The sequence below is a fragment of the Sellimonas caecigallum genome, assembly GCF_019754295.1.
Classification (GTDB): Bacteria; Bacillota; Clostridia; order Lachnospirales; family Lachnospiraceae; genus Sellimonas; species Sellimonas caecigallum.
Window position 1 is genome coordinate 1 of sequence record NZ_VIRV01000009.1, and the last position, 26,689, is coordinate 26,689.

Genomic DNA, 26,689 nt, shown 5'->3' on the forward strand with positions numbered 1-26,689 from the left:
CTTTCTTAATTCGTGCTATCTTGATACGCTGTCCGATTATACGCTTTCACATCATTGATGTTCGATTCAGAAATTGGAGAACCAGCACCAAGCCACATAGTTTTTTTTCTGTTCATTGCATAGATGCCAATGATAATAAATATTACTGCTGCTGCCCACATTACAATTAAATACATAATATTATCCATAGCCATTCCTCCAATTCCCAATATTTTAGAGTGATATTTTCTGATTTAGCATACTATTTTTATATATTATAGCACTATACTATTATTTTGTCACTTTATTTATCTTTTATATAGCAAAAAGAGCGACGCATTATATGCCCGCTCTCTTCTACACTTCACAAATTGTTTTTTCTCTAAAAAGATAATGCTTCTAAAACAACAGTAATATCATATATATTTTTTATACAATCCATGCCTGTTACAATAAAAATAAAGAATACCTCGCCCTTTCTTTCTGAATCGAACTGAAATATCTTGCTCCGGATACAGCTTTATTATTTCTGCAGAATCTGATGTAATATACGCGATAAAAGACACATAGTGATCTTTTCTCATTGGATGATGCATTGTAACGGAATATTCGTTGTCAATGGTCTCCACAAAAATCATATGAGTTTCATCAGCTGTTTCTGCTTCCTGTTTAGGAAGTGTTATTCCGCAGCATGTATAGTTTCCTTCTCCAACTGCTGTTATTATATTTCCGCAAATCGGGCATATATAAAATTGTACTTTTTTCATATTTCCGGAAACATTCTCATTCGTTTTCAAGTCGCCTGTCAATAACTCTGTCACGGAAACTCCAAGCGCTTTTGCCAATTCTTCAATAATACCAATGTCTGGCAAGCCTTTGTTTGTTTCCCATTTAGAAACCGTTTTGTCACTTACATTGATGATTTCTGCAAGCTTTTTTTGTGTGATTCCGTGCTTTTCTCTTAGATTTCTTATCGTATTGCCTGTTACATAACTCATAATCATTTTCCTTTCAACTATTATGAGTATATTTTATGAAAGAACCGGCTCTCCATCAACCTACGTTAAGTAGAATTTGTGATACAGTTTTCCATAATACATCCAAGTGGGTTTTTATAAAGTTCCGATGGGATGTTCATTCATGGGTATTCATTTTGGTTGCTTTTCACATTCTCTTTTTTTCCAATATTGTTTCTGATATTTCCTGATACCGCTTTAATAGGTAATCCTTCCCTTTTGTATGCCATTTATATGCTGTAATGATTAGCCCTCCTGCAAAGAGTAGGACAGCTATTTCCAGACTATAACGGTATTTTGCCAGTCTGAGAACAACGTAGCAGACAGCAGAAGAAATCACTGCTGCTGTCAAGTATATCACTACTGCATATCTGTTCGCTCTTTTTGCCGGAAAAGATATGAAAAAATCGTCCCACCTATCAGAATTAAATTGAAGCTGTTTCCCTTTTATCCAAAAGAATAATAGGAAAATTCCTAACGCCGCACCTTTACATAAAAGCGTTTTTAAGCCCATTATTACGATCAGCAACAGTGCATACATTGCTGTCTTCCTCCCTCTGTCATTTTCTTTCTTGTATGTATAAAAAGGAAAACGGAACATCGTGCTTCCCTAAATCACATACTATTTTTATGAAAAATGAAATCCAAATAAAATTATTTTGCAATTTCTATACTCTCATTGGCAGTTCCTGGATTTTTTTGGATAACCGTATAAAATAATGTTTTATGTTCAACTATATCTTCGCCAAAAGATTTTTCATAACTAAATCTAGGAACCTGATGAAATTGTGAAACTGCAATATAATCTGTAACAGTAAATATTCCAAACAATACAATGACACATCCAACAACACTCAATATTCGTAAGCTTCTTTTTATCAGCACAGACTTAATTGTCAAATAAATTCCTATCGTTAATACAACTCCACCAATAATTGCATATATACTTCCCCAGCTACTTTCATTCGGAAATATTGCCAAAGCAGAAATAATAATAAATACGCCAAAAATCATGAAGACTGCACTTATCATTTTTCGTTTCTCTATGCCGAGTTCATTTTTACTATATTCTGCCATTTTAATTGCAGTATTTTTCGTCTCTTGATTCATTTCCTCACTTTTCCTTTCTCCGTCAATTATCTCAGGTATACTGACTTGGTAGAATTCAGATAGTCCAACCAGCAAACTGATATCTGGCATATTACTTCCGGTTTCCCATCTGGATACTGTTCTGCTGGATACATTCAATGTTTCAGCTAACACTTCCTGCGTTATATTTTTTTCTTTGCGTAGTGTTTTTAAAAACTGGCCTACTTTTTTCTGATCCATTGACTTTACCTCCTTCACGAACAGATTATGTCAAAAGTTCATTTGTTTACACGACACAAAGTGAGAAAATGACGTATTTTCCAACCAGACACGTATGTCCGGTTGGAAAACCAAAGTTTTCGAACACTGTATTTCCACTCTTCTTCTCTATTATACATTTTCATTCTGGCATTGAGAAGATATTTTGTCATATGGTCTACTGTACTGCTGGTAAAGTGCTGCATACTAGTGTAGATGAAAAATGAATTCTTCCCAACACTCTCCCTTCCTCAAACGTTATAATTATAGAAGATCAAAATCAGCATGCAGCGCTGCTTCTGTTTTCTGATTACATTTATTCAAAGGAGAAAACATAATGCTGGAACAGTTTTATAAAGACTGCCGCAATGAGTTCATCGGATGGTGTACTACCCTTACCCACGATCCGCTGCTTGCAGAAGATCTGGTCCATGAAGCATTTCTCCGTGCCATGGAGCAGCATCTGGCAACACTGGAATCTCTATCATATGTACAGAAAAAAGCCTGGTTTTACCGCGTCATAAAAAACATGTATATAGATCGGATCCGGCACCAACGTTTTGAGTCTGTCTCTGAGGAGCTTCCGGTATACGGCGGTAATGCCCCAGAGTATGACGGTATCGACTGGGAACTGCTCTTTGATACTCTGCCTGGAAAAGAAGGTGTGTTCTTTGCCATGCGTTATCTGGAAGGCTATACTTCCACGGAAATAGGTAACTTTTTTCACATTCCTGCCGGTACAGTACGTGCGCAGCTTTCATCAGCTCGAAAACATCTCAAAGCGGCTTTGAAAGGAGAAAATTATGTCTGAGAAAAAAAATCTTATGATCAACTGTGATGTATGTGATGCAAGAAATGCAAAAGAGGAGTATCTTTCAGGATATGAACAGATTATGATAAATACTGATTTACTTCTGGTAAGTGCTGAGAGCCGGGGGATTCTGGAACGGCTTCCTGCAATCTGCAATACGGACAACACTCTGGAAGTGGATGACAATGTTAATCTTATCTTCCAGAATGGAAATTCAGAAATCAGCAGCGCATCTGCGTTCCCGGTCAATTCCATCCTCGCAGTCAATGGGAATTTGATAGTTCACTCCGGTACTTCCAGGAAGGTGCTGGAAACTCTGAGGGCAATAAATGTAACCGGTTCGCTCCTGTGTCCTGTGTCTCTTCTCACATGCATAAAAGATCTTTATGTAACCGGAGAGATAAAAGCCTATCCGGACGACTGTATTGTCCTCTCCTCCATATTTACACCCGATATGTATTTTCATCTCCGTGCAAAAGAAGGGCAAAAGTACTATGCGGAACAAGAAATACGCCTAACTGATTCCGACATAAATCTGGCAGTTTTACGAAATAAAAAAGTACAGTTTATCTCGCCTCGCTTTTTTGTTCCTGCTGAAAAGGCATCAGATGCTCTGGAACTTTTTGACGAGACAGCCTCAATGGAGATAGTCCCGCATGGATACGTTTTTGTCGGGGAAGATGAAGAGCTTAATCAAAAGCTTCTGAAAAAATACGGGAAACGTCTTTACTTCAGGGGAGATCTGGATCTTACTGAGGAAAACACTCCTCTTCTGTCCCAGCTAGAAAAACTGTACGTATTGGGAACTCTGTCTGTACCTGAAAATCTAAAAGACAGTTTTAGTCAAATTGACGTAGAATGCAGTTCTGTTAAAATTGTAAAAGAGGAAAAAAGGCGAATACTTGAGAACCGTCCTCGGATCATTTTAGATAGCAATATTCTTACCTCTTCACCGCAGGGTATTCTGGTTAGGAACTGCGCTATTCTTACAATCGATGTGAATATTACTCCCCGGGAAATTCTTGATCAGATAGAAATTATTAACTGTGCCAGGGTGGATTGCACAGAAAACCAGAAATCTGCCGTATACCAGAAGAGCATTAACGTGTCGCAAATTGGCAGCCGGAAAGAAAACGGAGAGCCCGGCGGTATGCTTGGAATTTTATTGAATCTGCCAGCAACAAAAATGATAAATGCAGATAAATATGTTTTATAATCTTAAAACATCTATACTGATTGATTGAACAAGAATTTATTGTTCTGCGGGGTTCTAATTGAATGGAGCCCCGCAGAACAATCTTTATCCCTTTATTTCCTACCTTATTTTGTCCTTATCCCTAAAATATTCTCTTAACGCATCTTTTACTGCCCATTTAACAATAGAGTATAAACCTAATGTTAAAATCAGTATAGTTATTATGATGATTGGTAACCATTCCATATTGTTTCTCCTATAATTTGATAGTCTGTAATGCTTTCTCTGTTTTCAAACATTATTTCACAATCATATCATACCCAAATGCGAAAACCCGCACTTACTTATGATATGGCTCGTTGGCGATAATTCTGTATCCTCTGTAGATCTGCTCCAGAAGGATGACTCTCATCAGCTGATGAGGGAAGGTCATCTTGGAAAAACTAAGCCGATAATCTGCCCTTTTAAGAATTTCCTCATCAAGACCGATGGAGCCGCCGATGACAAACTGGATATGGCTCGTCCCGCCAACTCCAAGTCTTTGAATCTGATCTGCAAATTCTTCTGATGACAGCATTTTCCCATCGATGGCAAGCGCGATGATATACGCATCGTCTTTTAAGTATTTTGCGATCCGCTCGCCTTCTTTTCTCCTGATCTGGTTTTCCAGGGTCTCCCCTGCGTTGTCCGGAGTCTTTTCGTCTGCCACTTCCACGATTTCCAGTTTACAGTATCTCCCAAGCCTTTTCTGGTATTCTGCGATGGCATCTTTCAGATATTTTTCTTTGATTTTCCCCACGGTAATGACAGTTATTTTCACGTTTTCTCTCCTTATATCGTATGTATCAGCTTTTCTTGACTATAGATTTACGGGACAATGTGTTTTAATACCGGGATTTTCTTTAAGACCAGAACGATGCATACACAGATACCGTATATCACAAATGGCATGCAAAATCTCCAGGTATAGGAAGTTCCGGAAAGTCCAGTCATTGTCTGCAAAGTCCGGTAAACGATCATGTGCATCAGATAAACACCAAACCCGGTTCCAGCCAGGCTGGCCGTTATTTTCTTTGCTTTCTCACTTGCCAGCATCTTATCCCACGGCATATATTTTACCGCTACAAAGACTGCCGCCGCTAAGAATACAGATGGAAAATTCATATATCCCCAGAATGTCTGATTGAGACTTCCGCTTCGGCCAGACCACACGAGTGTCGTTCCATATCGAATGACTGCCCCTGCAATCCCAAGGACGTAAAGCAAAAGCCTCGTCTTTCGGGACATTTCTGTCGTGGAAATGAGATATCCAAGCAGTACAAAAAGCAGATACCCCCCTGCTGCCGGGAACTGAATGTAACCGTTTATCGGGATTTTCAGCAATGTGCAGGTAACTGGATAAACAGAATAAATCAAAAATGCCATTGCCGTCATATAAACGAGCAGTTTCTTGTAATCCTTTAATACTGAAACAACGGGCAGGGACAGATATACCATAAAGAGGGGAATGAAAAACCAGTAGACATGTTCCGTCGTCGTATTGGTAAACATATTTACGATACCCCGCACCCCGCCTTCCATCTCCATTTTTCCTGTGGCGACTTTCAGCGCCAGATTGATCAGAATCCAGATAAAAAACGGGATAACCGTCTTCAGGATCCTTTTTTTGAAAAATACTCCTGTCGTATATTTATCTCTGTATCCCAGGAGGGTTGCTCCGGAAATCATAAAGAATACCGGCACCGCCCAGTACGCCAGTGTCTCTACCGCCATACTTTCTTTCCATGCACGGGTATCCGAATAAATATGCGCGATTCCATTGCAGTGCATGAAAATTACGCACAGACAGGCGAAAATATTCAGTACATCAATATAGATATATCTCTTTTTCTTATCTTGCATTTTTATTCCTCTTCCTTCCCATCTCCACAGATTCGATACATATACAATTCATGCATGGCTCTTGTGGCAGTAATATAGTCTGCCTGGGCAGAAAATATATTTCCTTTCTCAGGGCGGATTCCGAACACCTGGTCAAATTCCAGCCCTTTTGCGAGATAGAACGTGGTTACAGACAGACCTCTCCGAAATGTACTGCTGTCCCGATCAATACAGAAAGCTTCCTGTCCTTCTTCTTTCAGGCATCTGCAGACCGCCTCCGCCTCTTCCTGTGTGGCAGTTAGGACAGCTGCAGTTTCATATCCGTCAGGTCCTGTTTTTACATTTTTTCTTATCTCACGCACTGCCTCCAAAAGTGTAGAAAATGCTTTTTCTTCTACCGGTTTTCCATGGCGCCTGAAAATCTCCACATCCATATTTTGCTCTTTGTACAATGCAGCAGCGTACTGTGCAATCTCACTTGTATTGCGGTAACTTTTTTTCATCTCGATCCTTCGAATCTTCTTCCCAAAAATCTGCGGCAGAAAGGTCAGCACATCCCTCGTCTTGTCATCCAGAGTCTGTGCACGATCTCCGAGGATCGTCATCGGACATGCAAAAAGCATATCCAGAATCACATACTGGAGATACGAATAGTCCTGCATCTCATCAATGACGAGATGACGAATTGTCTTTTGTGACTTTGCTCCGTAAAGCCGATATTTCAGGTACAGCATCGGAAATACATCCTCGTACTCCAGCTTTCTCTTTTCATATGGAACCTTCGGAAGCAGCGGATAGCCGCTCTCTTCCATAAGCCAGTTATAGATGACATAGAGGTCCTTTGTCACATACATTTGTGAGAATTTTTTTCGGATCTCCTCCAGATCTTCTTCCGATATATTCCGGTTATATAAAGTTTCATATTCATCGATGAGCGCCTCCATAATGGCATCTGCCCTGGAAAGAAGCGGAACATTCTGAAACTTGAAATAGAAAAGCCGTATCATCTCCTGCTCTGTTTTTTCAATTCCCCGGAAACTCACTGCTTTTAGATTTACCAGTCTCTCTTCCAGTTCTGCCAGAAACCCTTCTGCCATCCCTAAAAATTCACGGGACTGTTTCTCCCGGTGTCTTGCCTGGCACACATTTTTCTGCATCCGCTTTTCAATGTCATCGTACCTGTCTTCGCAGTCTGATACCACGTCCTGAAGTTCTCTGTACGCAAACAGATCAAAATTCAGTTCTTGAATAGCCTCCTCACCAAGCTCCGGAAGGATATGGGCAATATAGTCCGCAAATACACTGTTTGGCGAGAGGATCAAAATGTTCGAGGACTTAAGATGTTTTCGGTCATGGTACAGAAGATAGGCTATACGGTGAAGAGCCACCGATGTCTTCCCGCTGCCCGCTGTTCCCTGGATTGCCAGTATCTTATCTTTCGTGTTGCGGATGATGGCATTTTGCTCTCTCTGAATCGTGCGGATGATATTTTTCAGTTTCACATCTCCATTGCTTCCGAGCTCTTCCTTCAAGATTTCATCATCGATTTTCATATCGCTTTCAAAAGCATAGATCATTTTTCCGCCGCGAATCTTGTACTGCCATTTGGAAATAATCTCTCCTTCCAGTCTTCCAGACGGGGCATCATAATACGCTTTTCCCTGATCAAAATCATAAAACAGACTTGCAACCGGGGCACGCCAGTCATAGATCAGCGGAACTGCACCGGTTCGCTCTGCAAAATTTCCAATCCCAATATAGAAAGACTCCGGCCGTTCTTCTCCTTCGTAAGTAAAGTCCACCCTGCCGAAAAACGGAGAATCCAGCATTTTTCTGTATCGATGTTCCTGCTTTTGCTTCTCCTGATTTGCATTTACACTTCTTAAAAGCGCCTGTTGGTTATCGTAATCTTCATATCCATACTGATCCATCTCTGCACGGTTTTCCCAGTAGTACTCATGCATCCCGGCAATATCCTGCCGTCCTTCTTCGATCTCTTTTCTCGTTTCTTCCAGTTTCTTTTCGATTTTTCTCTTAACTCCATTCAGAAACTCTCTGCATCTAAGCTCCCGGTATATCTTCTCCGAAAGCGGGATCGGGATATTAAGCCTCTGTGCTTCCTCCACGAGATATCCTCCAAACGTCTCTATCTCCGACGTTTTTCCGGCCTCCATATCCCTTTTCAGGGAACTTGTGGATCCTTCTGAAAGATGCAGGAATCTTTCGTACTCCTCCTCCTGATAATTCTCTCGAATATGGATATGCTTTGCTGCAGCAACAGAACATGCTTCTCCAAGAAGCGTCCTTAATTCCTCACGTCTTTTTTCATCTGTCTGCAGGTCTTCCACATTGGCATTGTAATATGCCGTCTCTACATTATAGGCGCAGTTGAAAATATATTTTTCCCAGACAGCCTGATCTGCATCCTCGTATACTTCACAGTCAATTCCTGCGGCAGCCAGATATTTCCCCGCTTCCCTGGCAGCTTCTGCATCCTCTTTGGAACCGAGAACGAGCCTTGCATACTGTCCGAGCTGTGTGACACTAAAATCCGGATTCAAAAAAGAAGTAATATAAATCACGCAGTCTGAAACACGTCCTTTTCCCAGAAATGCTTTTGTCCTTTTTCCGGTGTCTGCCCCATTCATGACAGGCACAATGATCGTATGCGCGTCCACACAGTGTCTCAAATCCCGGCATACATCTTCCAGAGAGTAATTTTTTACGCAGAGGAAGATGATATCCTGAATCTCGCGGATCTCTTCTGCCGAATGTACAACTCTATGCGGCACAGCATGGATCTCTCCATTATATTCGCTGTGCAGGATAACTCCCCCTTTTTCTATGCTTTTCCCTCGCTCTCCTCTCGCGATCAAAGTCACTTGGCTGAATGTCCTGCAGAGCATCCCGGAAAGATAGCCGCCTACTCCGCCAATTCCGACAATCGTGATTTTGCTGTCTGTTTGCATGGTGTATACTCCTTCTCTATTTCTAAATTTCATGCCGTCGCTATGCGGTGCTTTTCGTCTCCAACACAGGCGGCTGCTTCGCAACCACAAGCACATCATCCTCCTGCATCTTTGTATCTCCCCGAGGAATGATCGTATCTTTGTCCCTCTTGATCATAATGACAAGGCAGCCAGGTGGAAGAGTGATTTCTCCAAGAGTCTGACCGATCCATCTGTGATTTTCTGTCAGAATAATTTCTTTCAATGCAATATTTTCCCTGTCCTCGAACTCCAGGGCAGCCAGCACCACAAGATCTCCCTTCTGAATTTTGGTCATCCCGTCAGGAACGATCGTTTTCTCATCTCGAATGACGAGAACGATCAGAAGTTCCTTGGATATTTCTATCTCTTTCAGTTGCTTATTGATCCACGGATGATTTTCCTCGATGTGCATCTTTACAAAACAGATATCACTCTCTTCCTGATAGTCATTGAATGTCTTACGGATATCCGCTCCCTGATCCAGCATATCCAGCCTCCTGCATACCGACGGAAGAAGTGTTCCCTGAATCAAAATCGACATAATTACAATGCAAAATACTAGATTGAACAGATTATCCTTTAGCGGCGCATCCTGCAAAACGGCATAAATGGAAAACACGATGGATGCCACCCCTCTAAGCCCTGCCCAGGACACAACTCCGATCTGCTTCATCGGAGCCTTAAATGGCTTTAGCAGCAGGAACACAGAAATTGGTCTCGCGATCAATGTCAGGAAGACCATAATACCAAATGCCGGAATCAAGACTTCCGGAAGCTCTTTAGGCGTGACAAGCAGTCCCAAAAGAAAAAAGATTGTTACCTGAGCTGCATTGGTAATCACATCAAAGAAATGAACAAGATATTTTTTGTCCGTAAGAGACGCATTTCCCATCAGGATTCCGCACAAGTACACACTCAGATAGCCGTTTCCTCCGATTTGGTATGCAAATGCATAAGAGACGATTGCCACAGAAAATACAAGAACTGTCTTTTCATGCTCCACATGAAAACTTACATGCTGCAAAAGATAAACAGCCAGTTTTGCTGCCACTATCCCTACCAGAACACCCAAAAAAATCTGTTTTGCAAACATAACCGGGATGGAAATTGATTCTCCGGTCATAAGAGCAACGAGAATTGTCGTCATCATATAAGAAATCGGGTCATTGGAACCAGATTCCAGCTCCAACATAGAATCTGTATGGTATTTCAAAGCCATCTTTTTCGAACGTAAAATATGGAAAACGGTAGCCGCATCTGTGGAGGAGATGACTGCTCCGATCAAAAGGCTTTCCAAAAGAGGCCGATGCAGAACAAAGTAGACAAAACCGCCTGTGATCCCTGCTGTCAGGATAACTCCCATAGAGGACAGGATCGCAGATCGGACGATAACCGGCTTCGCCGCTTTCAGGCTTGTTCCAAATCCTCCGTAAAACATGATAAATATGAGACTGATGGAACAGATCGCCTCGGATATCACATAATCATCAAATGGAATTCGGAAGACTCCATTTTCCCCAAAACACATTCCCAAAAAAATGAAAAAGACAAGAGACGGAACCGCTGTTTTTTCCAGATAGCGGTTTGCCAAAATACAGATAAAAATTACAATTCCTATAAGCAGCAGATAAAAATTCATTTCTCACTTCCTTTTCTTAACAGTGCTGTTGCATTACGCAAAACTCTGCAAAACTCCCAAATGATGACGACAAAGAAAGAAAGGATGCACTCTCTTACGAATACATCCTTCCCTGCTTCTTCACAGATTATTTATCTTTCAGATATTCATGGATACCTTTTGCGCCAGCTTTTCCTGCTCCCATAGCAAGGATAACAGTAGCTGCACCTGTAACGGCATCGCCTCCGGCGTATACGCCTTCTTTGGATGTCTTTCCGAATTCTTCATCTGCAACGATACATTTCCACTTATTTACTTCCAGACCTTCTGTTGTAGAAGAGATCAGCGGGTTCGGAGATGTACCAAGAGACATGATTACAGTATCTACATCCATAGTAAATTCAGATCCTTCTACCGGTACCGGACGTCTTCTTCCGGATGCATCCGGCTCGCCAAGTTCCATTTTCACGCATTTGATTCCTGTTACCCAGCCATCTTCCTGGAGAATCTCAACCGGATTTGTCAAAAGATCAAAGATGATTCCTTCTTCTTTTGCATGGTGTACTTCTTCCACACGGGCAGGAAGTTCTTCCTCGCTTCTTCTGTAAACGATATGTACCTCTGCTCCAAGGCGAAGAGCTGTTCTTGCAGCATCCATCGCAACGTTTCCGCCGCCAACGACTGCGACTTTCTTTCCTGCAGCGATCGGTGTATCGTAGTTTTCATCAAACGCTTTCATAAGATTGCTTCTTGTAAGGTACTCATTTGCTGAGAATACTCCGTTGGCATTTTCTCCTGGGATTCCCATGAACTTCGGAAGACCGGCGCCAGATCCGATAAATACAGCCTCGAAACCTTCTTCTTCGATGAGCTGGTCGATAGTTGTGGATTTTCCAATCACAACGTTTGTCTCAAATTTTACGCCCAGTTCTTTTACTTTTTCGATTTCTTTTGCAACGACTTTCTGTTTCGGAAGACGGAATTCCGGAATTCCATATACAAGTACTCCGCCAAGTTCGTGGAGTGCTTCAAAAACAGTCACATCATAACCAAGTTTTGCAAGGTCTCCCGCACAGGTAAGACCTGCAGGACCGGAACCGATGATGGCAACTTTATGTCCATTGTGTTCCTTTGCTCCTTCCGGTTTGATATCGTGTTCCAGAGCATAGTCTGCTACGAAACGTTCCAGTTTACCGATGGAGATCGGCTCGCCTTTGATTCCGCGGATACATTTTCCTTCACACTGGGATTCCTGAGGGCATACACGTCCACAGATAGCCGGAAGTGCAGAGGAAAGACCGATCGTCTTATATGCTCCTTCAAAGTCTCCTTCTTTTACTTCTTTGATAAATGCCGGAATGTCGATTGCAACCGGACATCCCTGAATACATTTTGCATTTTTACAGTTGATGCAACGGGAAGCTTCTTCCATCGCTTCTTCTGCATTGTATCCCAAACATACTTCTTCAAAGTTTGTAGCTCTTACCTTCGGATCCTGTTCCCGAACCGGTACTTTTTTCATTACGTCTCCCATTAGTTGTCACCTCCACAATTTCCACATCCGCCGTGATGTGTATTGCCTTCCTGTAACTTCAGCATGGCTCTTCCTTCCTGTGTTTTGTACATCATCTGTCTCTTCATCGCTTCATCGAAATTGACAAGATGACCATCAAATTCCGGTCCGTCTACACACGCGAATTTGATCTCATCGCCCACATGAAGACGGCATGCACCGCACATGCCTGTACCATCTACCATGATCGGGTTCATGCTGACGATCGTCGGGATACCAAGTTCCTTTGTCATGAGGCATGTGAATTTCATCATGATCATTGGTCCGATAGCGACGCATACATCGTACTTTTTGCCTTCCTCTTTTACAAGTTTTTCCACCATGGACGTAACCATTCCGCTGTGTCCATAGCTTCCATCATCTGTACATACATAAAGATTTCCAGCGACTGCCTTCATCTCATCTTCCAGGATCAAAAGATCTTTTGTCTTGGAACCTACAATAACATCCGCATCAATACCATGCTCATGCAGCCATTTAACCTGCGGATATACCGGAGCTGCGCCAACACCACCAGCAACAAAAAGCATCTTTTTATTTTTCAATGTTTCAATATCTTCGTGAACAAATTCAGACGCACATCCAAGCGGCCCTGTAAAATCGCGGAAATAATCCCCCTCTTTTAAATCGGCCATTTTCTCTGTGGATGCTCCCACAATCTGAAATACGATTGTGATCGTTCCTTTTTCTCTGTCATAGTCACAAATAGTAAGGGGAATTCTCTCTCCCTTTTCATCCATTTTCACAATGACAAACTGCCCCGGTTCGCAATGTCTTGCAACGCGCGGAGCTTCAACATCCATGAGAAAAATCTTATCTGCAAGTTCTTCAGCTTTTAAAATTTTGTACATCTCTCATGCCTCCTAATTGTTATACTTTTATTATCATAAAATATTGCCGAAAAAATATCAAGTGCAATTATGTTAAAAATAGCTGTTTTTGACAAAAAACAAAGCGGGAAATGCCCGCTCTGTTTTCTGTTTGTGTATCTTATGTTAGAAATCTACTTCTGTTCCATAGTATGTACATGTAAGAAGTTTTTCCATTTCTGCAGGAGTGATGCTTCTCGGGTTGGATCCTGTACAAGCATCTCCAACTGCGAGTTCTGCGATCTTCGGAAGTTTTTCTTTGAATTCTTCCTCATTTACGCCAAATTCCTGTAATGTCTTCGGAATACCAAGCTCTACGTTAAACGCATCGATTTTTGCGATAAGACTGTTGATCAGAGCTTTTTCAGATGTTCCCTGAAGTCCCATCCTGCGTGCGATCTCTGCATAACGTTTTGCAGCCACCGGACATTTTGCATTGTATTTGATTACATATGGCAGATAGATAGCATTTGCGCATCCATGCGGAATGTGCCCTGTAGAAAATGCAGCACCTGTTTTATGAGCCATGGAGTGTACAATACCAAGCAGTGCATTGGAAAATGCCATACCTGCGAGACACTGAGCGTAGTGCATCTGTTCTCTTGCGTCCATATTGCAGTGATAAGATGCCGGAAGATAATCAAGTACCATCTCAATCGCCTGCAAAGCTAAAGGATCTGTGAAAGGTCCGTTCAATGTAGATACATATGCTTCGATAGCATGTGTAAGAGCATCCATCCCTGTGTAAGCAACCTGTTTTACAGGAAGTCCTGCTACAAGATCCGGATCCACGATAGCAACATCCGGAGTAATGTTAAAGTCTGCTAACGGATACTTCACACCTGTCTGATAGTTTGTGATAACAGAGAATGCCGTCACTTCTGTAGCTGTTCCTGATGTGGACGGAATTGCTGCAAATTTTGCTTTCTGTCTCAGTTCAGGGAAATTGAACGGAGTACAAAGATCTTCAAAGGAAGTATCCGGGTATTCATAAAATGCCCACATTGCCTTTGCCGCATCGATCGGTGATCCTCCGCCCATTGCTACGATCCAGTCTGGCTCGAATTTTCTCATAGCTTCGGCGCCTTTCATAACAGTCTCTACAGACGGATCTGGCTCTACACCTTCAAAAACGTCTACTTCCATTCCAGCTTCTTTTAAGTAGTCGACAACTTTGTCAAGAAAGCCCTGGCGTTTCATAGAACCTCCACCGACTACGACGATGGCCTTTTTCCCTTTCAGGTTTTTGAGCTCTTCCAGGCTTCCTTTTCCGTGGTAAATGTCTCTTGGTAAACAAAATCTGCTCATTGCTATCTCTCCTTTTCTTACATTGACATTTTTTTAACTATCCTGATTATACTCCTATTTTTTTCTCTTTTCAACGGCTTTTTATACTTTTTACATATTTTTTAATATTTTACACATAATGTGGAAAAGGAGGGCAAAATTTCTGAAAAACTATCTTTCATCCAAAGCTTCCAGTGTATATTCATGCAGCATTTTTCTTCGATATTCATCTAGCTGAATCATCTGTGAATACAGCATATCTACCATAATCAATATTGGAAATTGTGGAGAAATCGCTTTTCCCTGCTCCAGATTTTCTTTCAGAGCAAACAGCATTACTTCATCGCAAAAATCAAGGAACTGTTTTTCTGCATGCGCAGTCATAAGAATCACTTTTGCCCCACACTTTTTTGCTATTTTTAAAGACTCAATGACAGCTTCCGTCTTTCCGCTGATACTGATTCCGATTACTGCGCACTCATCATCTAAAAGCACCGAGTTCATTTTCATGATATGTTCGTCTGTGATAGCTTCTATATTTGCACCTATCCTCATAAATCGCAGCTTCATTTCCATTCCCACCAGACCGGAGCTCCCTTTCCCATAGACATAGATTCTCTTTTTTTTCGATAAAATATCTACGATCCTGATAATCTGTTCCTCATCCATCAGGGAATAACTCTTATTCAAAAGTTCCTGATAGCTGTTCAAAACTTTTTTAATGTGGTGACTTGCGTGCGGATGTGGAGAGGCATTCCGTCCCTGCTGATAACTGAACAGAAACTCTCTGTATCCTGTATATCCGCATTTTTTCGCGAATCTTGAGAGAGATGCTTCAGAAACATATAGTCTTTTGGCTACCTTTTTGGAAACCAGATCTTCTTTTCCGTCGTAATGTATAAAGTAATCCGCAATGTTTTTCTCAAGTTCTGTAAACGTTTCGTAGATTGCTTCAATATGCGGTATGATATTTCTTTCATATTCTTCCATCTTCTATCCCTCCCGTAGTTTTCTTCATAACTCGTTTAAGGGAAGACTAATGTCTTCCCTTAAAATTATAAAACGCTCCAAGCATCCCTGCCTGATTCTGATTTTCGGCGAACGCCAGCTTCGTATGCTCTGCAACAGACGGAATAAGATATTTTTCCAAACTTTTCACAAGGCGGCCCTCCAAATACTCTTTCTGTGCCATAATACCGCCGCCAAGTACAACGACTTCCGGATTGATCACATAGCAGATATTAGCGATACCCATCCCCAATACGTCTACCATTTCATCGATTGCCCGGATGCAGTCTACATCGCCCTTCTTTGCCTGTTCAAAAACATATTTCCCATTGATCGATGCTGAATCTACATTCTTATAAATGGCCGTTTTTTTCACGAGAATACTGCTTGCACCCAAATCCTGAAATTCTCCGCCCGGAAGATGCATATACCCCACTTCACACCCGCTCCCGGAAAAACCATGAAACACTTTGCCGTCTATGATGATCGCTCCGCCTATTCCAGTTCCTATTGTAAGGCAGACGCTGATACGACTTCCCTTGGAAGCTCCTGCAAAATTTTCCGCAAGTCCCGCGCAGTTTACGTCATTCTCTACCTCATATGGTATCCCAAAGGCTTTTTCCATGCTTTTCTTTATTTCAGTCCCTGTATAGTTCGGAATCAACGGTGCTGCATAGATGATTTTTCCTTCTTCACAGTCTACCATCCCTGCTGTGGAAATGCATATTCCTTCCACAGCATATATTTTTAAATATTCTTCAGTAATCCTATGAATTTTTTTTAGGATTCCTGGTCCTCCATATTTCATGGCTTCTGTAGATATTTCACCAATTTCACAGAATTTTCCGTTTTCTGTAATGACGCCATGTTTGATGGAAGTACCTCCTATATCAATACAGATATATTTATTCATCCAGTAACAAAATGTCAATAGTTTTTTCATCATATTTTCTCAAATTCCAAAAAATAAAGGACTGGTTCAATAACCAGCCCTCTGTTAATAATCAAATTTATTCTTCTCTATCTACACAATTTCCTTTTTTATCAACCCAATATGTAACTGTTTTATGAGATGATGCTCTTGAGCCACATTTCGGACATCGAGAAATATCTTTCATATGGTTCACGGAGTAATTAGAAAGAGTAAGTGCATTATGAATATTTTTAATTTTATCCATATCATTTGAATACCAAACCGTATGACATACTGTACAAGTATATTTTTCTTCCTTCATTTCTTTACATCCAGCTCTTCTTCTACGGTTAGCCAAATCTATTTTTGCTTTTTCTGCTCTGATCTGTCTTTTAATTGCTCTTTCTTTTTTTGCTTCTTCCTTTTTATTTTCTTTCTCAATTACTCTTTTTTCTCTCAACTTCGCTTTATTAATTTCAGTTTCTTTCCTGATTGTAGAATGTGAGACCGCTCCCGCAGTAAAAATACTATGCAAATTTTCTACCGAACCATGACTAACTAAATATTCATACAAATTTTTAATTTCTCCATTATCATGTCTATTAACAATATTAATTGGTAAATGTTCTACAGGGAGAACCAAAATCATACTGGGCACTCTTGAAATTGTTTTTTCTGGAAGATAAAATGTTATTTCAATATCTGAAATATTCCCTTCCCAAATAATTTTATTTCTTTTTTTCAGTAATATCTGTATTACTTTATCATCTAAAGATTCAATAAGAAACTTCCCCACCTTAATTTTCATACTATCACCTCAATTTCATATGGTATTGTAAAATTCAAATTCATAACATGATAATAGCATATTTATATATCCATTACTATTTTTAAATATCTCTTATCCCCTTCTAGCTTCTTGTTTCAACATTCGATTTATCTTTTCTTGCATATTTTCCTTCGCATCTTCATTAAAATGATATCGAACGACATAAGTTGTCTGCCCGATCCTTTTTGTAAATGTATTGCGTTCTCTTTTTGTATTGATGCTCTGTTCCATAAGATTCTCCTTTCCCATGATCGATGAATGGGCAGAAGAGAGGATCCCTCCGTCTGCCCGCAGTTCAGATATCTGCCTGACAAAGAGAGAACCAGGATTCTTCCTGCCGGGACAGCCTCCAGATTCGGGAAACACCGGCTCTGCCAATGTCAACAAGGCAGTTGAAACTTTTAACATATTCGTAAATGAATGCCTCTTCCAAAGTCCTCTCTCTTCATAACAATATTTATCTTTTTTAGATATCCTTGTTGACAGTTAAGAAAAATGCCAAAAAAGCTTATATTTCAAGGATTTTTCCTGTCAACAGAAATGTCAACAAACGAAACAAAATCTGATAAGATCTCAGCTTTGAGTCGTATGAGCGTCCTCTCCCTGTCAGGCTAATCGAAGGGCAGCTCTATCTGTTCCCCTTCCGTCAGTTTTATAAAGCCGTCTTTATCCGGTTCGTTGACATTCCCAGGATGGCTCTTTCCCTCTCTGATCCAACAACGCTGTGTACCAAATCCCTCTTTTGAAAAACGATGATAGCCTCCTCTTTTCCATCCAATGATCTGTGTGTCCATGATCTGGCATATCTCATTGGTCTCATATTTTTTCGGTTCCCCGTCATAATGATGAAAAGCCTCTTTCCATATCTGTCGGGAACATACATAAGTCCCGGAATAACCATCCAGCCAGCCCTGTACCTGTCCTGCCATGGTATCTTCCTGCATGAACTGTTTCCGGTATTCATTGATCTGCGTTTCCATCTCTTTTGAAAATTTCAGCAATTCACTTTTATTGTCACAGGAATTGTAAATGACCATTGCTTCCGCCCACAGCTAGTCAAAATAAGCTCTTGATTCTTCTTCATTATCCAGGATATGTCTTTCCATTCCGGAAGCGTCCACCTCAATCGGAAGAAAACGTCTTGCCCCGGTCCGGTCGAACGGAAGGAACTGCCTGGTATTCGTGGTACCTCCAAAAAGGCACTGTCTGGGTCGGTCTTCCTCAAACTTTCCATAAGCATTCCGAAAAGTATCCTTTTGTCTGCTCAGGAAGGATTTTATTTCTTCGTTGTTCTTGGCACTGATCGCAGCGATCATCTCAGACATCTCTATGATCCAGTGCCCCCTGAGTTTTTCATAGATCTTGCTATCCCCAAGATTTCTCAGATCATCCGAGAACCATTCGTCCCGGAGTGACAGAAAGCGGAAAAAAGTAGACTTCCCAGCCCCCTGTGTTCCCACAAGGCAGAGCATTTCGTCCGCTTTATATCCCGGTTTAAAAATACGGAGCAGTGCTTCCATCATAAAATGTTTCAGACACTCGTATACCATATCCGAATCGTCAGCTCCCATATACCGCTTCAATGCATACCGGATCCTCTCTGTGCCATCCCACTCCAGTTGATTCAGATATTCACAGATAGGATGGTACTGATCACTTGCCGCTACGGTCCGAAGTGCCTTATCCATGTTTTTCTCATTTCCCAGCTCATAATATTTCTCAAAATATAAATAAAAAAAATCCCGCCCCGCATCTGTCAGAGGACATATTCCTTCATTCCACCAGAGTTCTTTTACAATATCAATCCTCTGATTCAACAGATTATATCGAAGACTCCCTTTGAGAAGCGGATCTTCTTTTAATACAATGATATAATTCTGCATCGTTCCCTTGATCGTTCCCTGTCTTGTGACCTCCAGCTGTCCTTTTATGCTCTCGGCAGGAACGGTCTGCACCATCTGTTCCATTTTCTGTAGGGCATTCTGCTTTTCCATATCTGAAGTTTTTTCTACATTCCCGTTCAATTCGTTCCACCGCCTTCCTTTTATCCTGAATCAATCCTTTTTTCTCCCATTCATCGCCAAAAAGGAGGATATCAAGATAATATTCGACAACACTTAATTCCTTCAGTGCTGTAACAAAATGTCCGTCCCATTCTTCTTCTTTTGTTTTAGGGACATATCGGTTTTTCCAATCGAAAAGAAGAGCGCGGTAATCCAGAAATAGTTTTACATATCTTACGCATTCTGTTTCCCAGTCCGCTTTGGGGATATCATTTCTTGCAAGTGAAGATATTTTCCTAGCTTTAGGCGGCTTCTCCCGGCTTCCGTAAGGAATCCCAAAATCATCTGCCAGTTTTAAGGCTGCTTCTTTTGGAGTCAGACCAAAAAGGCGGGCGGTAAAATCAATCACATCCCCGGTACATCCGCAACCGAAACAATAATATCTTCGATCCACTTTCATGCTCGGTGTACGGTCATTATGAAAAATACAGCGGATCAATCCGCTCCTGTTGGGCTTGAATCCATAAAATTCTGCGGCCTGCCTGACCGTCACATTCTTCTTTACCACTTCAAATACATCCACTGTCTGTCCACTTCCTTTCCAACTTATTTAAAATAAAAAAAGAGCATCCTGACTTTTTATCCAAAACTGAATAAATCAAAATGCTCTTTACAGGGAATTCCTGTCATGGTCTTTCTCTTTATTTTTCTTTCTGGCAGCATCCTCGGCGATCCTTTTTTTATTAACAGCCAGTTTCTCAAGAATACTTGACCGTGCTGTCTTTTTGATCTGTTCCGTATTCGCTTTTCTGGTCTCCGGCTCCTGTAGGTTTCTCTGCACTTTTGCGATCACCGTTTTTGCTGCGTCCCGTAATTTATCTTTTGCCATCTTAATCACATTTTTGGTGATTGTTTTTGCCTTATCAGAGTTATGGGGGTTTTGAACAATACTGTTACAAAGCTGATCCAGAACCCTTATATCCTCTTCCTGCGTCTGTACTCTTACCTTTTCCGTAACGACTTCCACCGCCTTGTCATAAGCGATCTCCGACACTTCATCGATCAAAGTTTCATTATCCATGATCCGCTCTTCCTGATCCTTGATCTTCTGTTCCTGCCGGGCGATCTTTTCTTTTTGCGCCTGTATGATAAATTCCTGCTTTTCCAGATATTTCTTTCCACCGTATTCCGGCTCTTCCTCAATCTCCAATCCCTGCTCCCTGCAAATATCAAGAAGAAGGTTTCTGCAGATCAGGTCAAACATCATCTTCCGGTTGTTATTTCTTCCTCTTGGCTTATCAGGATCAGGAAGGGGGATCCCCAGTGCCTCCAATGCTTTTTCCTGTTGCGGGCAAAGTTCTCCATATTTATTCTTACAGTCAAAAACATGCCGTTCATGGATATGCGGAGTCGTTTCATCCATGTGCAGCGCAAAATCCAGAATGTGGACATGCTCACCAAATCTTCCCTCGAACCTTTTCATAAAAGTATCCGCAATCTGAAAAAGCTGGTCTCCCGATATATGCTCGCCTTCCTTTCCTATCTGAAAGATCGTTTCTTCCGGGCAGGTCATTTTATTTTTCAATAGATCTTCTGTTGTCCGATTCCTTTCCGGATGACGGTTCTTTTCATTTCTGGCATTCTGCCCCTGGATAAAATCATAGTAATGGTCTTCATAATACATTTTCTCCATATCGTGAAAACTTGCATCCGGCTCGACCGCTCCCAGATCTCTAAGCGTTTGGTTTGATGGGTTCTGAACATATCCCCTGTAACAGTCCCAATAGATATTCTGTTTTTCTTTCTCCGCATCAATGTGCTCACTGTTGGCAATATCAAATTGCCTGTCATTGTGCCTTGGGTTATAAACACCATGTTTTCCCGATCTGCCATTATGCCTGGTTGCTCTCATCTTTCTGCATTCCCCCTGTCATCATTTCTGCATTTTCTTTTTTCAATCTGTCTTTCTCTAAGGTCATTCCATTATCTGACTCTTGCATTTCAGAAGCTTTTGCATGTGGCGGTCATTTCCAAAAATCATTTTCGGTAATACAATTCGCCAGATAATACCCAGTACGACTTGACGCAGGCGTCAAATCACTGGGCAATGCGTTTCACCCTTGACCCGATAATGGGCGTTGCCCCTTAACCCCAGCAAGGAGCTGCCGCCCCTTTGCATTCCCCCCCACAAAGGGCTGCGCCCTCTGTACTCCCGCCGGACAAAATAAAAATTTCTGGCAGTGTCCCTTCTGTCAGCATTTCCATTTTGTCCGTTTTTTCAAAAATCCTCAGCTCGGATTTTCTGAAAAAATAAGAGCCGACACTTCGTCCTTCCTGCTGGAAAGATCCATTGTATCGGCTCCCATCTTTGACCTTATCGGTCATATTCAGTTCCTTCGGGATTGAGTTTGTCAAGATGATTTCGGTAACTTTTCTAAATTCGATGAATTATCCGTCGAAAAATCGCCTAACACTTCGTGCCTGCATATCTCTTGAAACACTGTATCTAAAGGTTTTTTCGCACTTTCTGATTGTTTTACATTCACGATAAAAGTTGTATTACCTATGCGTGTCGCATAAGAAAAATCATTTTTTGTCATATAGTCGGCTCCTCCTTTATAAAATTTGATTGCTGGGCATTCAACTTAGAACACCCAACAATCACCATTTCAACATATCAAGAAGTCATAAAGTCGTGAGTATAGTTGAAGTGTTTATCTTTCCATACCACACTTATTTTTACGAGTCTTGATATTTACATTCATTTCATCTTCATAGTTCTTTGCTCTCCTTTTCGATAAATATTTTAGGCAATACACTACAACACAGCGAAAACTCTGCTTGCAGTCATTACTGCACTTTCTGCAAAGTTCGTTGTAGGTAATGCGATTTCTTTCATTTAGAAACAATGCCCACTCTTGTTTCCGTTTTTTGCTCATTCTCGGCATATCAGTCTCCTTTTCGTCTGAAAATAAAAAACCACAGGAAAGATACTCAAAGCCTTGTTTCTGTTATTTCCCGGGGCGAAAATCGGGCAAAATTCCCTTTCTAAGCCTTTCAAAAAATCACGCAAGGTATTTGTACTAACCTGTGGTTATGAATTAAATTGTCAGTTTTGGATAACAAAAAACACCGTATTACTACGATGTTTTCTGACATATATTTTATTTAAGTTACACGAGAAAATTGTTACAGAAATGACTCCGCTATATATACTCTGTTTTTACTCGAATCCCACATCACAATAATTTCGCTATTATCTTCTTGAGATTCATACCAATATAAACATTCTGAATAGTTTGGAAACTTTTCAGCAGGAACATCTATATTATTTAGCCACTCGGTTACTGCGGTTTCATAAGAGACACTGTATATGGTTTTTTCTTCCGCATTGCTCCAATCAAACATTTCTCTTATTGGTTCATCTTCTTCATAGGAAAAAATGTGGTATCGTATTCCGTCTCCATGAAAACTTGCACCTGAATCTTTGCTATATACTTCTGTATAATGTGATTTCGAGGCCAGTTCAAATCCCCAGTTAGAGTTGAGAACTGTAGAATAGTCACTCAGATGATTCCATACACAGAATAATCCAATAACAACGGCTATAATAACGATAGAAATGATGGATATAACCATTTTAGTTTTCTTCTTCATGATTTTTTCCCTTTCTATATTCTAAAATATCACCCGGCTGGCATTCTAATGCGTCACACAATTTTATAAGAGTAGATATTTTTAAGGCTTTTGCTTTTCCATTTTTCAAAACCGATACATTAGCAATGGTAATTCCCACTTTTTCGGAAAGCTCTGTCACGCTCATTTTTCTTTTGGCGAGCATTACATCGATATTAAAAATAATTTCTCCGTCCATCGTTGCCTCCTCATATAGTCCAGTCGCTTTGTTCCTGCAATGCAGCAGCCTTCTTTACCAAATATGATAATACCGCAGATACAACTGCTACAGCAACACCTATAAAAGAGATGCCAAACGATGCAATCACAATACCGGGATGGCTCATATTCAAAAAAAGTAGAACAATATTTCCGGCAAAAAAGAAACCGGCATCTCCTACAGACAAAGCAGAAATCTTTTTCAGAAAAGATGCATTCTGCTCAGTGAAAGATAGGTCTTTCCCAATATTTTTCGCTATTTTCCAAGCAAAATATACCACCATAAAACAAGGAATACCAGATACCCAAATGAATATAAGCCAAGGCCAAAAGCGATTGCTAAGCTCAGGATACAATGTTCGCAAACTCAAGCCATACATAGGAATGACAGCAGCATACAAAATCAAACCGCAAATACCAACGCCGATCAGAATTAGTTTTAGCCATTTGGAAAGATGTTTTTGTTCCATATAAATGAACCTCCTTTGCTTTTTTATAGTATAGCACCATCATTGCAAATTATCAATAATTTTTTATTGTATCACGATAAATAAAATATGTGTTACGATACGAATACTTCATTATCTATCCAAAATTCTATTTCTCTGTTAAAGTATAAAATACAACAAATTCAACTAAGTCGCTTCCAAAGATACTGTTTATTTTTCTTTATTCTGTTCCACTTCCATTATATCCACAACTTAGTGACTTCTTGAATACTTGCCGAAAAAGAAAAACTGCCATCAAGCGACAGCAGTTCTCTTTCGGCTGGTATCCTGTTAAGAATACATAATATCATTCAGTACAATCTCATCAACACAGGCTCGGATATTATTCATCATTCCGACCCATTTCATTATATCCGTTGCTTTTAATTGCTCGGTTACACCTTGTCTTTTTGCCATTTCCTTTGTAAGATACTCCGCCATATTACACGCCGAAGTATCGATTTCTACAAGGTGTTCATTTAACTTACCGCTTGTCAGCAGATTGAAATATAAAATTTTTCTGTGTTCCTTTAAATATCGTTCCCTCATTCTTCCGTATTTTGAGAGAGTGGGCGGTTCTTCTATCATCAATCAGGGGTAGTAATAATCTCCGATAAGTTCGTACTGGATACTGTTCTTTCATCTGTGATAAATCTTTGCATAGTCCTTTCCGTCTTTGATAGCTTTTTTGCAATTTAAAAGGACGATTTTTATCGTCCTATAAAAGTATATCCCTCTGCATTCTGTCTTCTTACCATCCGGCATTTTTATCCACATAGCCTCGATATTTTTCCAATACAGAATCGGTCACACCGTTTTTATATATTTTTCGAATGTCGGTAATCTCTTCATCCTTTAAAAGTTTCAACCATTCCAGAAGCTCTTTCCGGCTGTTGGCAAAATTACAGCAGCGACCATCTGCATATTCAATCCTGTATCTCATAAGCATCCTCCTACACATATACCATTTCATCCGTCCGGTTTCGAGTAGAAAATAATTCTTTTTGTAATAGTTTCATACACTTGCCACTCCTTTCTTTGGTTCCACAGGCGGAAGCATCGATACCGGGACAAACACGCCTTTTGCAATATCTTCCTGCCGGATTGCTTCCTTCTTTGCCTCGATCTCTGCCTTCTTTTTTTGTTTTACCTTGTCTTCATATGCTTTCTGCTTTCCATTCGCTTTCCGCCTCAGATAATTCTGGTGTAATCTGTCTTTCCTGGCTTCCCGTTTACGCATTTCTTCCGCTTCTTCCGGAGTCATTTGGACTTCTCCAAAATGTGGCGGAAGATACTTTCCTACAAAGTTAAAATAAATCTCTATTTCCTGTGTCGTCTGCTGGCTTCCTTTTCTGTCTCTTTCATGTACCAGAATCTTCTCCAGAAACTCATTTAGCATATAGGTAGTCAATTCATCAAAATTCTTATATTTATCCACCAATGCAATAAATTTATCCGGTGAACGTCTTTCATTCTCCCCTCCGGAAATCTCTGTTTCTAATTCAGATATTTCTACCGTCAATTCTTTCTGCTCTTTTGAATACTGCGCATTAAGGGTTGAATATCGGTCATCTGGCAGTTTTCCGAGAATATTATCTTCATAGATCCGGCAGATTAATGTTTCTAGTTCCTGCATCCTCTTTTTAGCTTCCGTCAGCCTGGTTTTCATCTTTGTCATTTCACTGGACTGTTGAGAATTCTGTGTTGTTCTGACCGTCTCAATAAACTCTTCTCTGTTCAGATCAGAATATTCCGCTATCGCTTTTAACAGGTCTTTAATAAGCTGTATCACAACGTCAGCATTAATTCTGTGCTGTGTGGGGCAAAGTGTCCCGACTGGAACTTTGCTATAAGCTGAACAGGTATATTGTGGGATTCGTTTCCCATTATTAACACGATGAACATACATCTTGGAACCACAGTCCGCACAATACATCAATCCTGTCAGTGGATGGGCCTCTCCCCATCCGTCCGGGTATCTGCGAACATTTTTCCGGATTCTCTGTACATGATCAAAAGTTTCCTGGTCAATGATTGCTTCCTGAGTATCCTCGAACACTGTCCAATTATCTTCTGACACATAATGGCTCTTTTTATCTTTAAAGTGCTTTCTTGTCTTAAAATTCACAGTATGTCCAAGATATTCCCTCTTTTTCAAGATCCCTGCAACCGTAAAAGAACCCCATGCATATGGGTCTTTGATCTCGTTTACCCTCCCCTGCCATAATCCCGCTCCATGTCTTGCCATATGCACGGCCGGGATCTCCACCTGATCTTCTTTCAATCTTTTTGCGATCTGATAAGGTCCACAGCCATCCATCGTCATCTGAAAGATTCTGCGAACAACTTGCGCTGCTTCTTCATCTATGATCCAGTGATTTTTATCTTCGGGATCTTTCAGGTAACCATATGGAGTGGTACTGGCAACGTGTTTCCCTGAATTACCTTTCGCCTTAAATGTAGAGCGGATCTTTTTACTTGTGTCTTTCGCATACCACTCATTCATAATGTTACGAAAAGGAAGGAAATCATCATCGCCGTTCAGGCTGTCATGTCCATCATTGATGGCAATCAGCCTGACCTGTTTCTGTCTCATCATTTCCTGAATCTGCCCTACCATCAAATAATCCCGGCCCAACCGGCTCATATCCTTTATGATGACCGTACCGATCTGCCCAGCTTTGATGGCATCCATCATACTAGTAAAGCCCGGTCGGTCAAATCTCGTTCCGGATATCCCATCATCAGTAAAATGGATATATGGTGTTAATTCATGGGATTCCGCATATTGCGAAAGCATTTGTTTCTGATTTGAAATACTATTACTTTCACCCATAAGATCATCATCATGGCTGAGACGTTCATACAGTGCTGTTAGTTTCTTCTGCATCTTTTCCCTCCTCCCTTTAATTTTTACTGCCTGTTTGCATCCCATATCCGTTCCTTTACCGGGTTCCGATGTTTCCGGGACGTATATTCCAGAAAAGA

The 26,689-nt window shown here is 40.8% G+C and carries 29 protein-coding genes and 1 pseudogene; 2 read left to right on the forward strand and 28 right to left on the reverse strand.

Features of this window, described 5'->3' with window-relative positions:
- Positions 1-5 precede the first annotated feature (5 nt).
- The 4 genes from FLB61_RS07400 to FLB61_RS07415 all read right to left on the reverse strand — a co-directional run bounded on the left by FLB61_RS07400 (position 6) and on the right by FLB61_RS07415 (position 2,324).
- Entirely contained in the window at positions 6-188 is a 183-nt protein-coding gene (locus FLB61_RS07400; protein WP_221919781.1) for a hypothetical protein, read from the reverse strand.
- A 207-nt stretch (positions 189-395) separates the two neighbouring features.
- Complete coding sequence (locus FLB61_RS07405) at positions 396-977, reverse strand: helix-turn-helix domain-containing protein (protein WP_087201320.1); 582 nt, start codon at positions 975-977, stop codon at positions 396-398.
- A gap of 166 nt (positions 978-1,143) precedes the next feature.
- The gene (locus FLB61_RS07410) at positions 1,144-1,536 is read right to left on the reverse strand and encodes a hypothetical protein (protein ID WP_087210576.1); all 393 of its coding nucleotides are present in this window, start codon (positions 1,534-1,536) and stop codon (positions 1,144-1,146) included.
- Between the two features lie 113 nt (positions 1,537-1,649).
- Positions 1,650-2,324, reverse strand: coding sequence for a helix-turn-helix domain-containing protein (locus FLB61_RS07415; protein WP_087210579.1), 675 nt, complete (start codon positions 2,322-2,324; stop codon positions 1,650-1,652).
- 355 nt (positions 2,325-2,679) lie between these two features.
- Here FLB61_RS07415 and FLB61_RS07420 point away from each other — a divergent pair, with 355 nt between their 5' ends.
- Positions 2,680-3,153, forward strand: coding sequence for an RNA polymerase sigma factor (locus FLB61_RS07420; RefSeq protein ID WP_087210582.1), 474 nt, complete (start codon positions 2,680-2,682; stop codon positions 3,151-3,153).
- A 304-nt stretch (positions 3,154-3,457) separates the two neighbouring features.
- Positions 3,458-4,369 (forward strand): hypothetical protein, encoded by a 912-nt coding sequence (locus FLB61_RS07425; RefSeq protein ID WP_221919782.1) that lies wholly within the window; start codon positions 3,458-3,460, stop codon positions 4,367-4,369.
- Positions 4,370-4,468: 99 nt separating this feature from the next.
- On the opposite strand, the gene FLB61_RS07430 is transcribed toward FLB61_RS07425, so the two are convergent.
- The 24 genes and pseudogenes from FLB61_RS07430 to FLB61_RS07535 all read right to left on the reverse strand — a co-directional run bounded on the left by FLB61_RS07430 (position 4,469) and on the right by FLB61_RS07535 (position 26,591).
- Complete coding sequence (locus FLB61_RS07430; RefSeq protein WP_221919783.1) at positions 4,469-4,594, reverse strand: DUF6019 family protein; 126 nt, start codon at positions 4,592-4,594, stop codon at positions 4,469-4,471.
- Between the two features lie 94 nt (positions 4,595-4,688).
- Complete coding sequence (gene rlmH / locus FLB61_RS07435; protein WP_087201328.1) at positions 4,689-5,168, reverse strand: 23S rRNA (pseudouridine(1915)-N(3))-methyltransferase RlmH; 480 nt, start codon at positions 5,166-5,168, stop codon at positions 4,689-4,691.
- Positions 5,169-5,215: 47 nt separating this feature from the next.
- Positions 5,216-6,250: an acyltransferase gene (locus FLB61_RS07440; protein WP_221919784.1), complete on the reverse strand. Its 1,035-nt coding sequence runs from the start codon at positions 6,248-6,250 to the stop codon at positions 5,216-5,218.
- Positions 6,251-6,252: 2 nt separating this feature from the next.
- Positions 6,253-9,297, reverse strand: a complete 3,045-nt coding sequence (locus FLB61_RS07445) for a 2-dehydropantoate 2-reductase (RefSeq protein ID WP_416390199.1) — start codon at positions 9,295-9,297, stop codon at positions 6,253-6,255.
- Positions 9,239-10,858, reverse strand: a complete 1,620-nt coding sequence (locus tag FLB61_RS07450; RefSeq protein WP_087210597.1) for a potassium/proton antiporter — start codon at positions 10,856-10,858, stop codon at positions 9,239-9,241. The genes FLB61_RS07445 and FLB61_RS07450 overlap by 59 nt, the downstream gene beginning before the upstream one ends.
- Positions 10,859-10,985: 127 nt before the next feature.
- Positions 10,986-12,371 carry an NADPH-dependent glutamate synthase gene (gene gltA, locus FLB61_RS07455; RefSeq protein WP_087201336.1) on the reverse strand — a complete coding sequence of 462 codons (1,386 nt, stop codon included), beginning with the start codon at positions 12,369-12,371 and terminating at the stop codon, positions 10,986-10,988.
- Positions 12,371-13,261 carry a sulfide/dihydroorotate dehydrogenase-like FAD/NAD-binding protein gene (locus FLB61_RS07460; protein ID WP_087201338.1) on the reverse strand — a complete coding sequence of 297 codons (891 nt, stop codon included), beginning with the start codon at positions 13,259-13,261 and terminating at the stop codon, positions 12,371-12,373. The genes gltA and FLB61_RS07460 overlap by 1 nt, the downstream gene beginning before the upstream one ends.
- Before the next feature lie 144 nt (positions 13,262-13,405).
- Positions 13,406-14,587 (reverse strand): iron-containing alcohol dehydrogenase, encoded by a 1,182-nt coding sequence (locus tag FLB61_RS07465; RefSeq protein ID WP_087201340.1) that lies wholly within the window; start codon positions 14,585-14,587, stop codon positions 13,406-13,408.
- Between the two features lie 150 nt (positions 14,588-14,737).
- Positions 14,738-15,556, reverse strand: a complete 819-nt coding sequence (locus FLB61_RS07470; protein WP_087210600.1) for a MurR/RpiR family transcriptional regulator — start codon at positions 15,554-15,556, stop codon at positions 14,738-14,740.
- 46 nt (positions 15,557-15,602) lie between these two features.
- A complete protein-coding gene (locus FLB61_RS07475) occupies positions 15,603-16,487 on the reverse strand; it encodes an ROK family protein (protein WP_221919819.1) in 885 nt (294 codons plus the stop codon).
- A gap of 97 nt (positions 16,488-16,584) precedes the next feature.
- Positions 16,585-17,295, reverse strand: a complete 711-nt coding sequence (locus tag FLB61_RS07480) for a hypothetical protein (protein ID WP_221919786.1) — start codon at positions 17,293-17,295, stop codon at positions 16,585-16,587.
- A gap of 93 nt (positions 17,296-17,388) precedes the next feature.
- Complete coding sequence (locus tag FLB61_RS07485) at positions 17,389-17,547, reverse strand: transposon-encoded TnpW family protein (protein ID WP_221919787.1); 159 nt, start codon at positions 17,545-17,547, stop codon at positions 17,389-17,391.
- 380 nt (positions 17,548-17,927) lie between these two features.
- Positions 17,928-19,199, reverse strand: a pseudogene (locus FLB61_RS07490) (virulence-associated E family protein).
- Positions 19,138-19,902 (reverse strand): CHC2 zinc finger domain-containing protein, encoded by a 765-nt coding sequence (locus FLB61_RS13255; protein WP_330625528.1) that lies wholly within the window; start codon positions 19,900-19,902, stop codon positions 19,138-19,140. The pseudogene FLB61_RS07490 and the gene FLB61_RS13255 overlap by 62 nt, the downstream one beginning before the upstream one ends.
- A gap of 87 nt (positions 19,903-19,989) precedes the next feature.
- The gene (locus tag FLB61_RS07495) at positions 19,990-21,231 is read right to left on the reverse strand and encodes a plasmid recombination protein (RefSeq protein WP_221919788.1); all 1,242 of its coding nucleotides are present in this window, start codon (positions 21,229-21,231) and stop codon (positions 19,990-19,992) included.
- 233 nt (positions 21,232-21,464) lie between these two features.
- A complete protein-coding gene (locus FLB61_RS07500) occupies positions 21,465-21,704 on the reverse strand; it encodes a hypothetical protein (protein WP_221919789.1) in 240 nt (79 codons plus the stop codon).
- A 26-nt stretch (positions 21,705-21,730) separates the two neighbouring features.
- Positions 21,731-21,919 carry a transposon-encoded TnpW family protein gene (locus FLB61_RS07505; RefSeq protein ID WP_221919790.1) on the reverse strand — a complete coding sequence of 63 codons (189 nt, stop codon included), beginning with the start codon at positions 21,917-21,919 and terminating at the stop codon, positions 21,731-21,733.
- Between the two features lie 114 nt (positions 21,920-22,033).
- On the reverse strand, positions 22,034-22,267 hold the full coding sequence (locus FLB61_RS13045) for a hypothetical protein (protein WP_246599159.1): 234 nt from the start codon (positions 22,265-22,267) through the stop codon (positions 22,034-22,036).
- 241 nt (positions 22,268-22,508) lie between these two features.
- Positions 22,509-22,976, reverse strand: a complete 468-nt coding sequence (locus FLB61_RS07510) for a hypothetical protein (protein ID WP_221919791.1) — start codon at positions 22,974-22,976, stop codon at positions 22,509-22,511.
- Positions 22,960-23,193, reverse strand: a complete 234-nt coding sequence (locus FLB61_RS07515) for a helix-turn-helix domain-containing protein (RefSeq protein WP_221919792.1) — start codon at positions 23,191-23,193, stop codon at positions 22,960-22,962. Before FLB61_RS07515 ends, FLB61_RS07510 begins: the two co-directional genes overlap by 17 nt.
- A gap of 10 nt (positions 23,194-23,203) precedes the next feature.
- On the reverse strand, positions 23,204-23,683 hold the full coding sequence (locus tag FLB61_RS07520; protein WP_221919793.1) for a DUF2975 domain-containing protein: 480 nt from the start codon (positions 23,681-23,683) through the stop codon (positions 23,204-23,206).
- Between the two features lie 309 nt (positions 23,684-23,992).
- Positions 23,993-24,250, reverse strand: a complete 258-nt coding sequence (locus FLB61_RS07525) for a TnpV protein (RefSeq protein ID WP_246599160.1) — start codon at positions 24,248-24,250, stop codon at positions 23,993-23,995.
- A 202-nt stretch (positions 24,251-24,452) separates the two neighbouring features.
- Positions 24,453-24,644, reverse strand: a complete 192-nt coding sequence (locus FLB61_RS07530) for a hypothetical protein (protein WP_221919794.1) — start codon at positions 24,642-24,644, stop codon at positions 24,453-24,455.
- 72 nt (positions 24,645-24,716) lie between these two features.
- Complete coding sequence (locus FLB61_RS07535; protein ID WP_221919795.1) at positions 24,717-26,591, reverse strand: recombinase family protein; 1,875 nt, start codon at positions 26,589-26,591, stop codon at positions 24,717-24,719.
- Between the last annotated feature and the right edge of the window lie 98 nt (positions 26,592-26,689).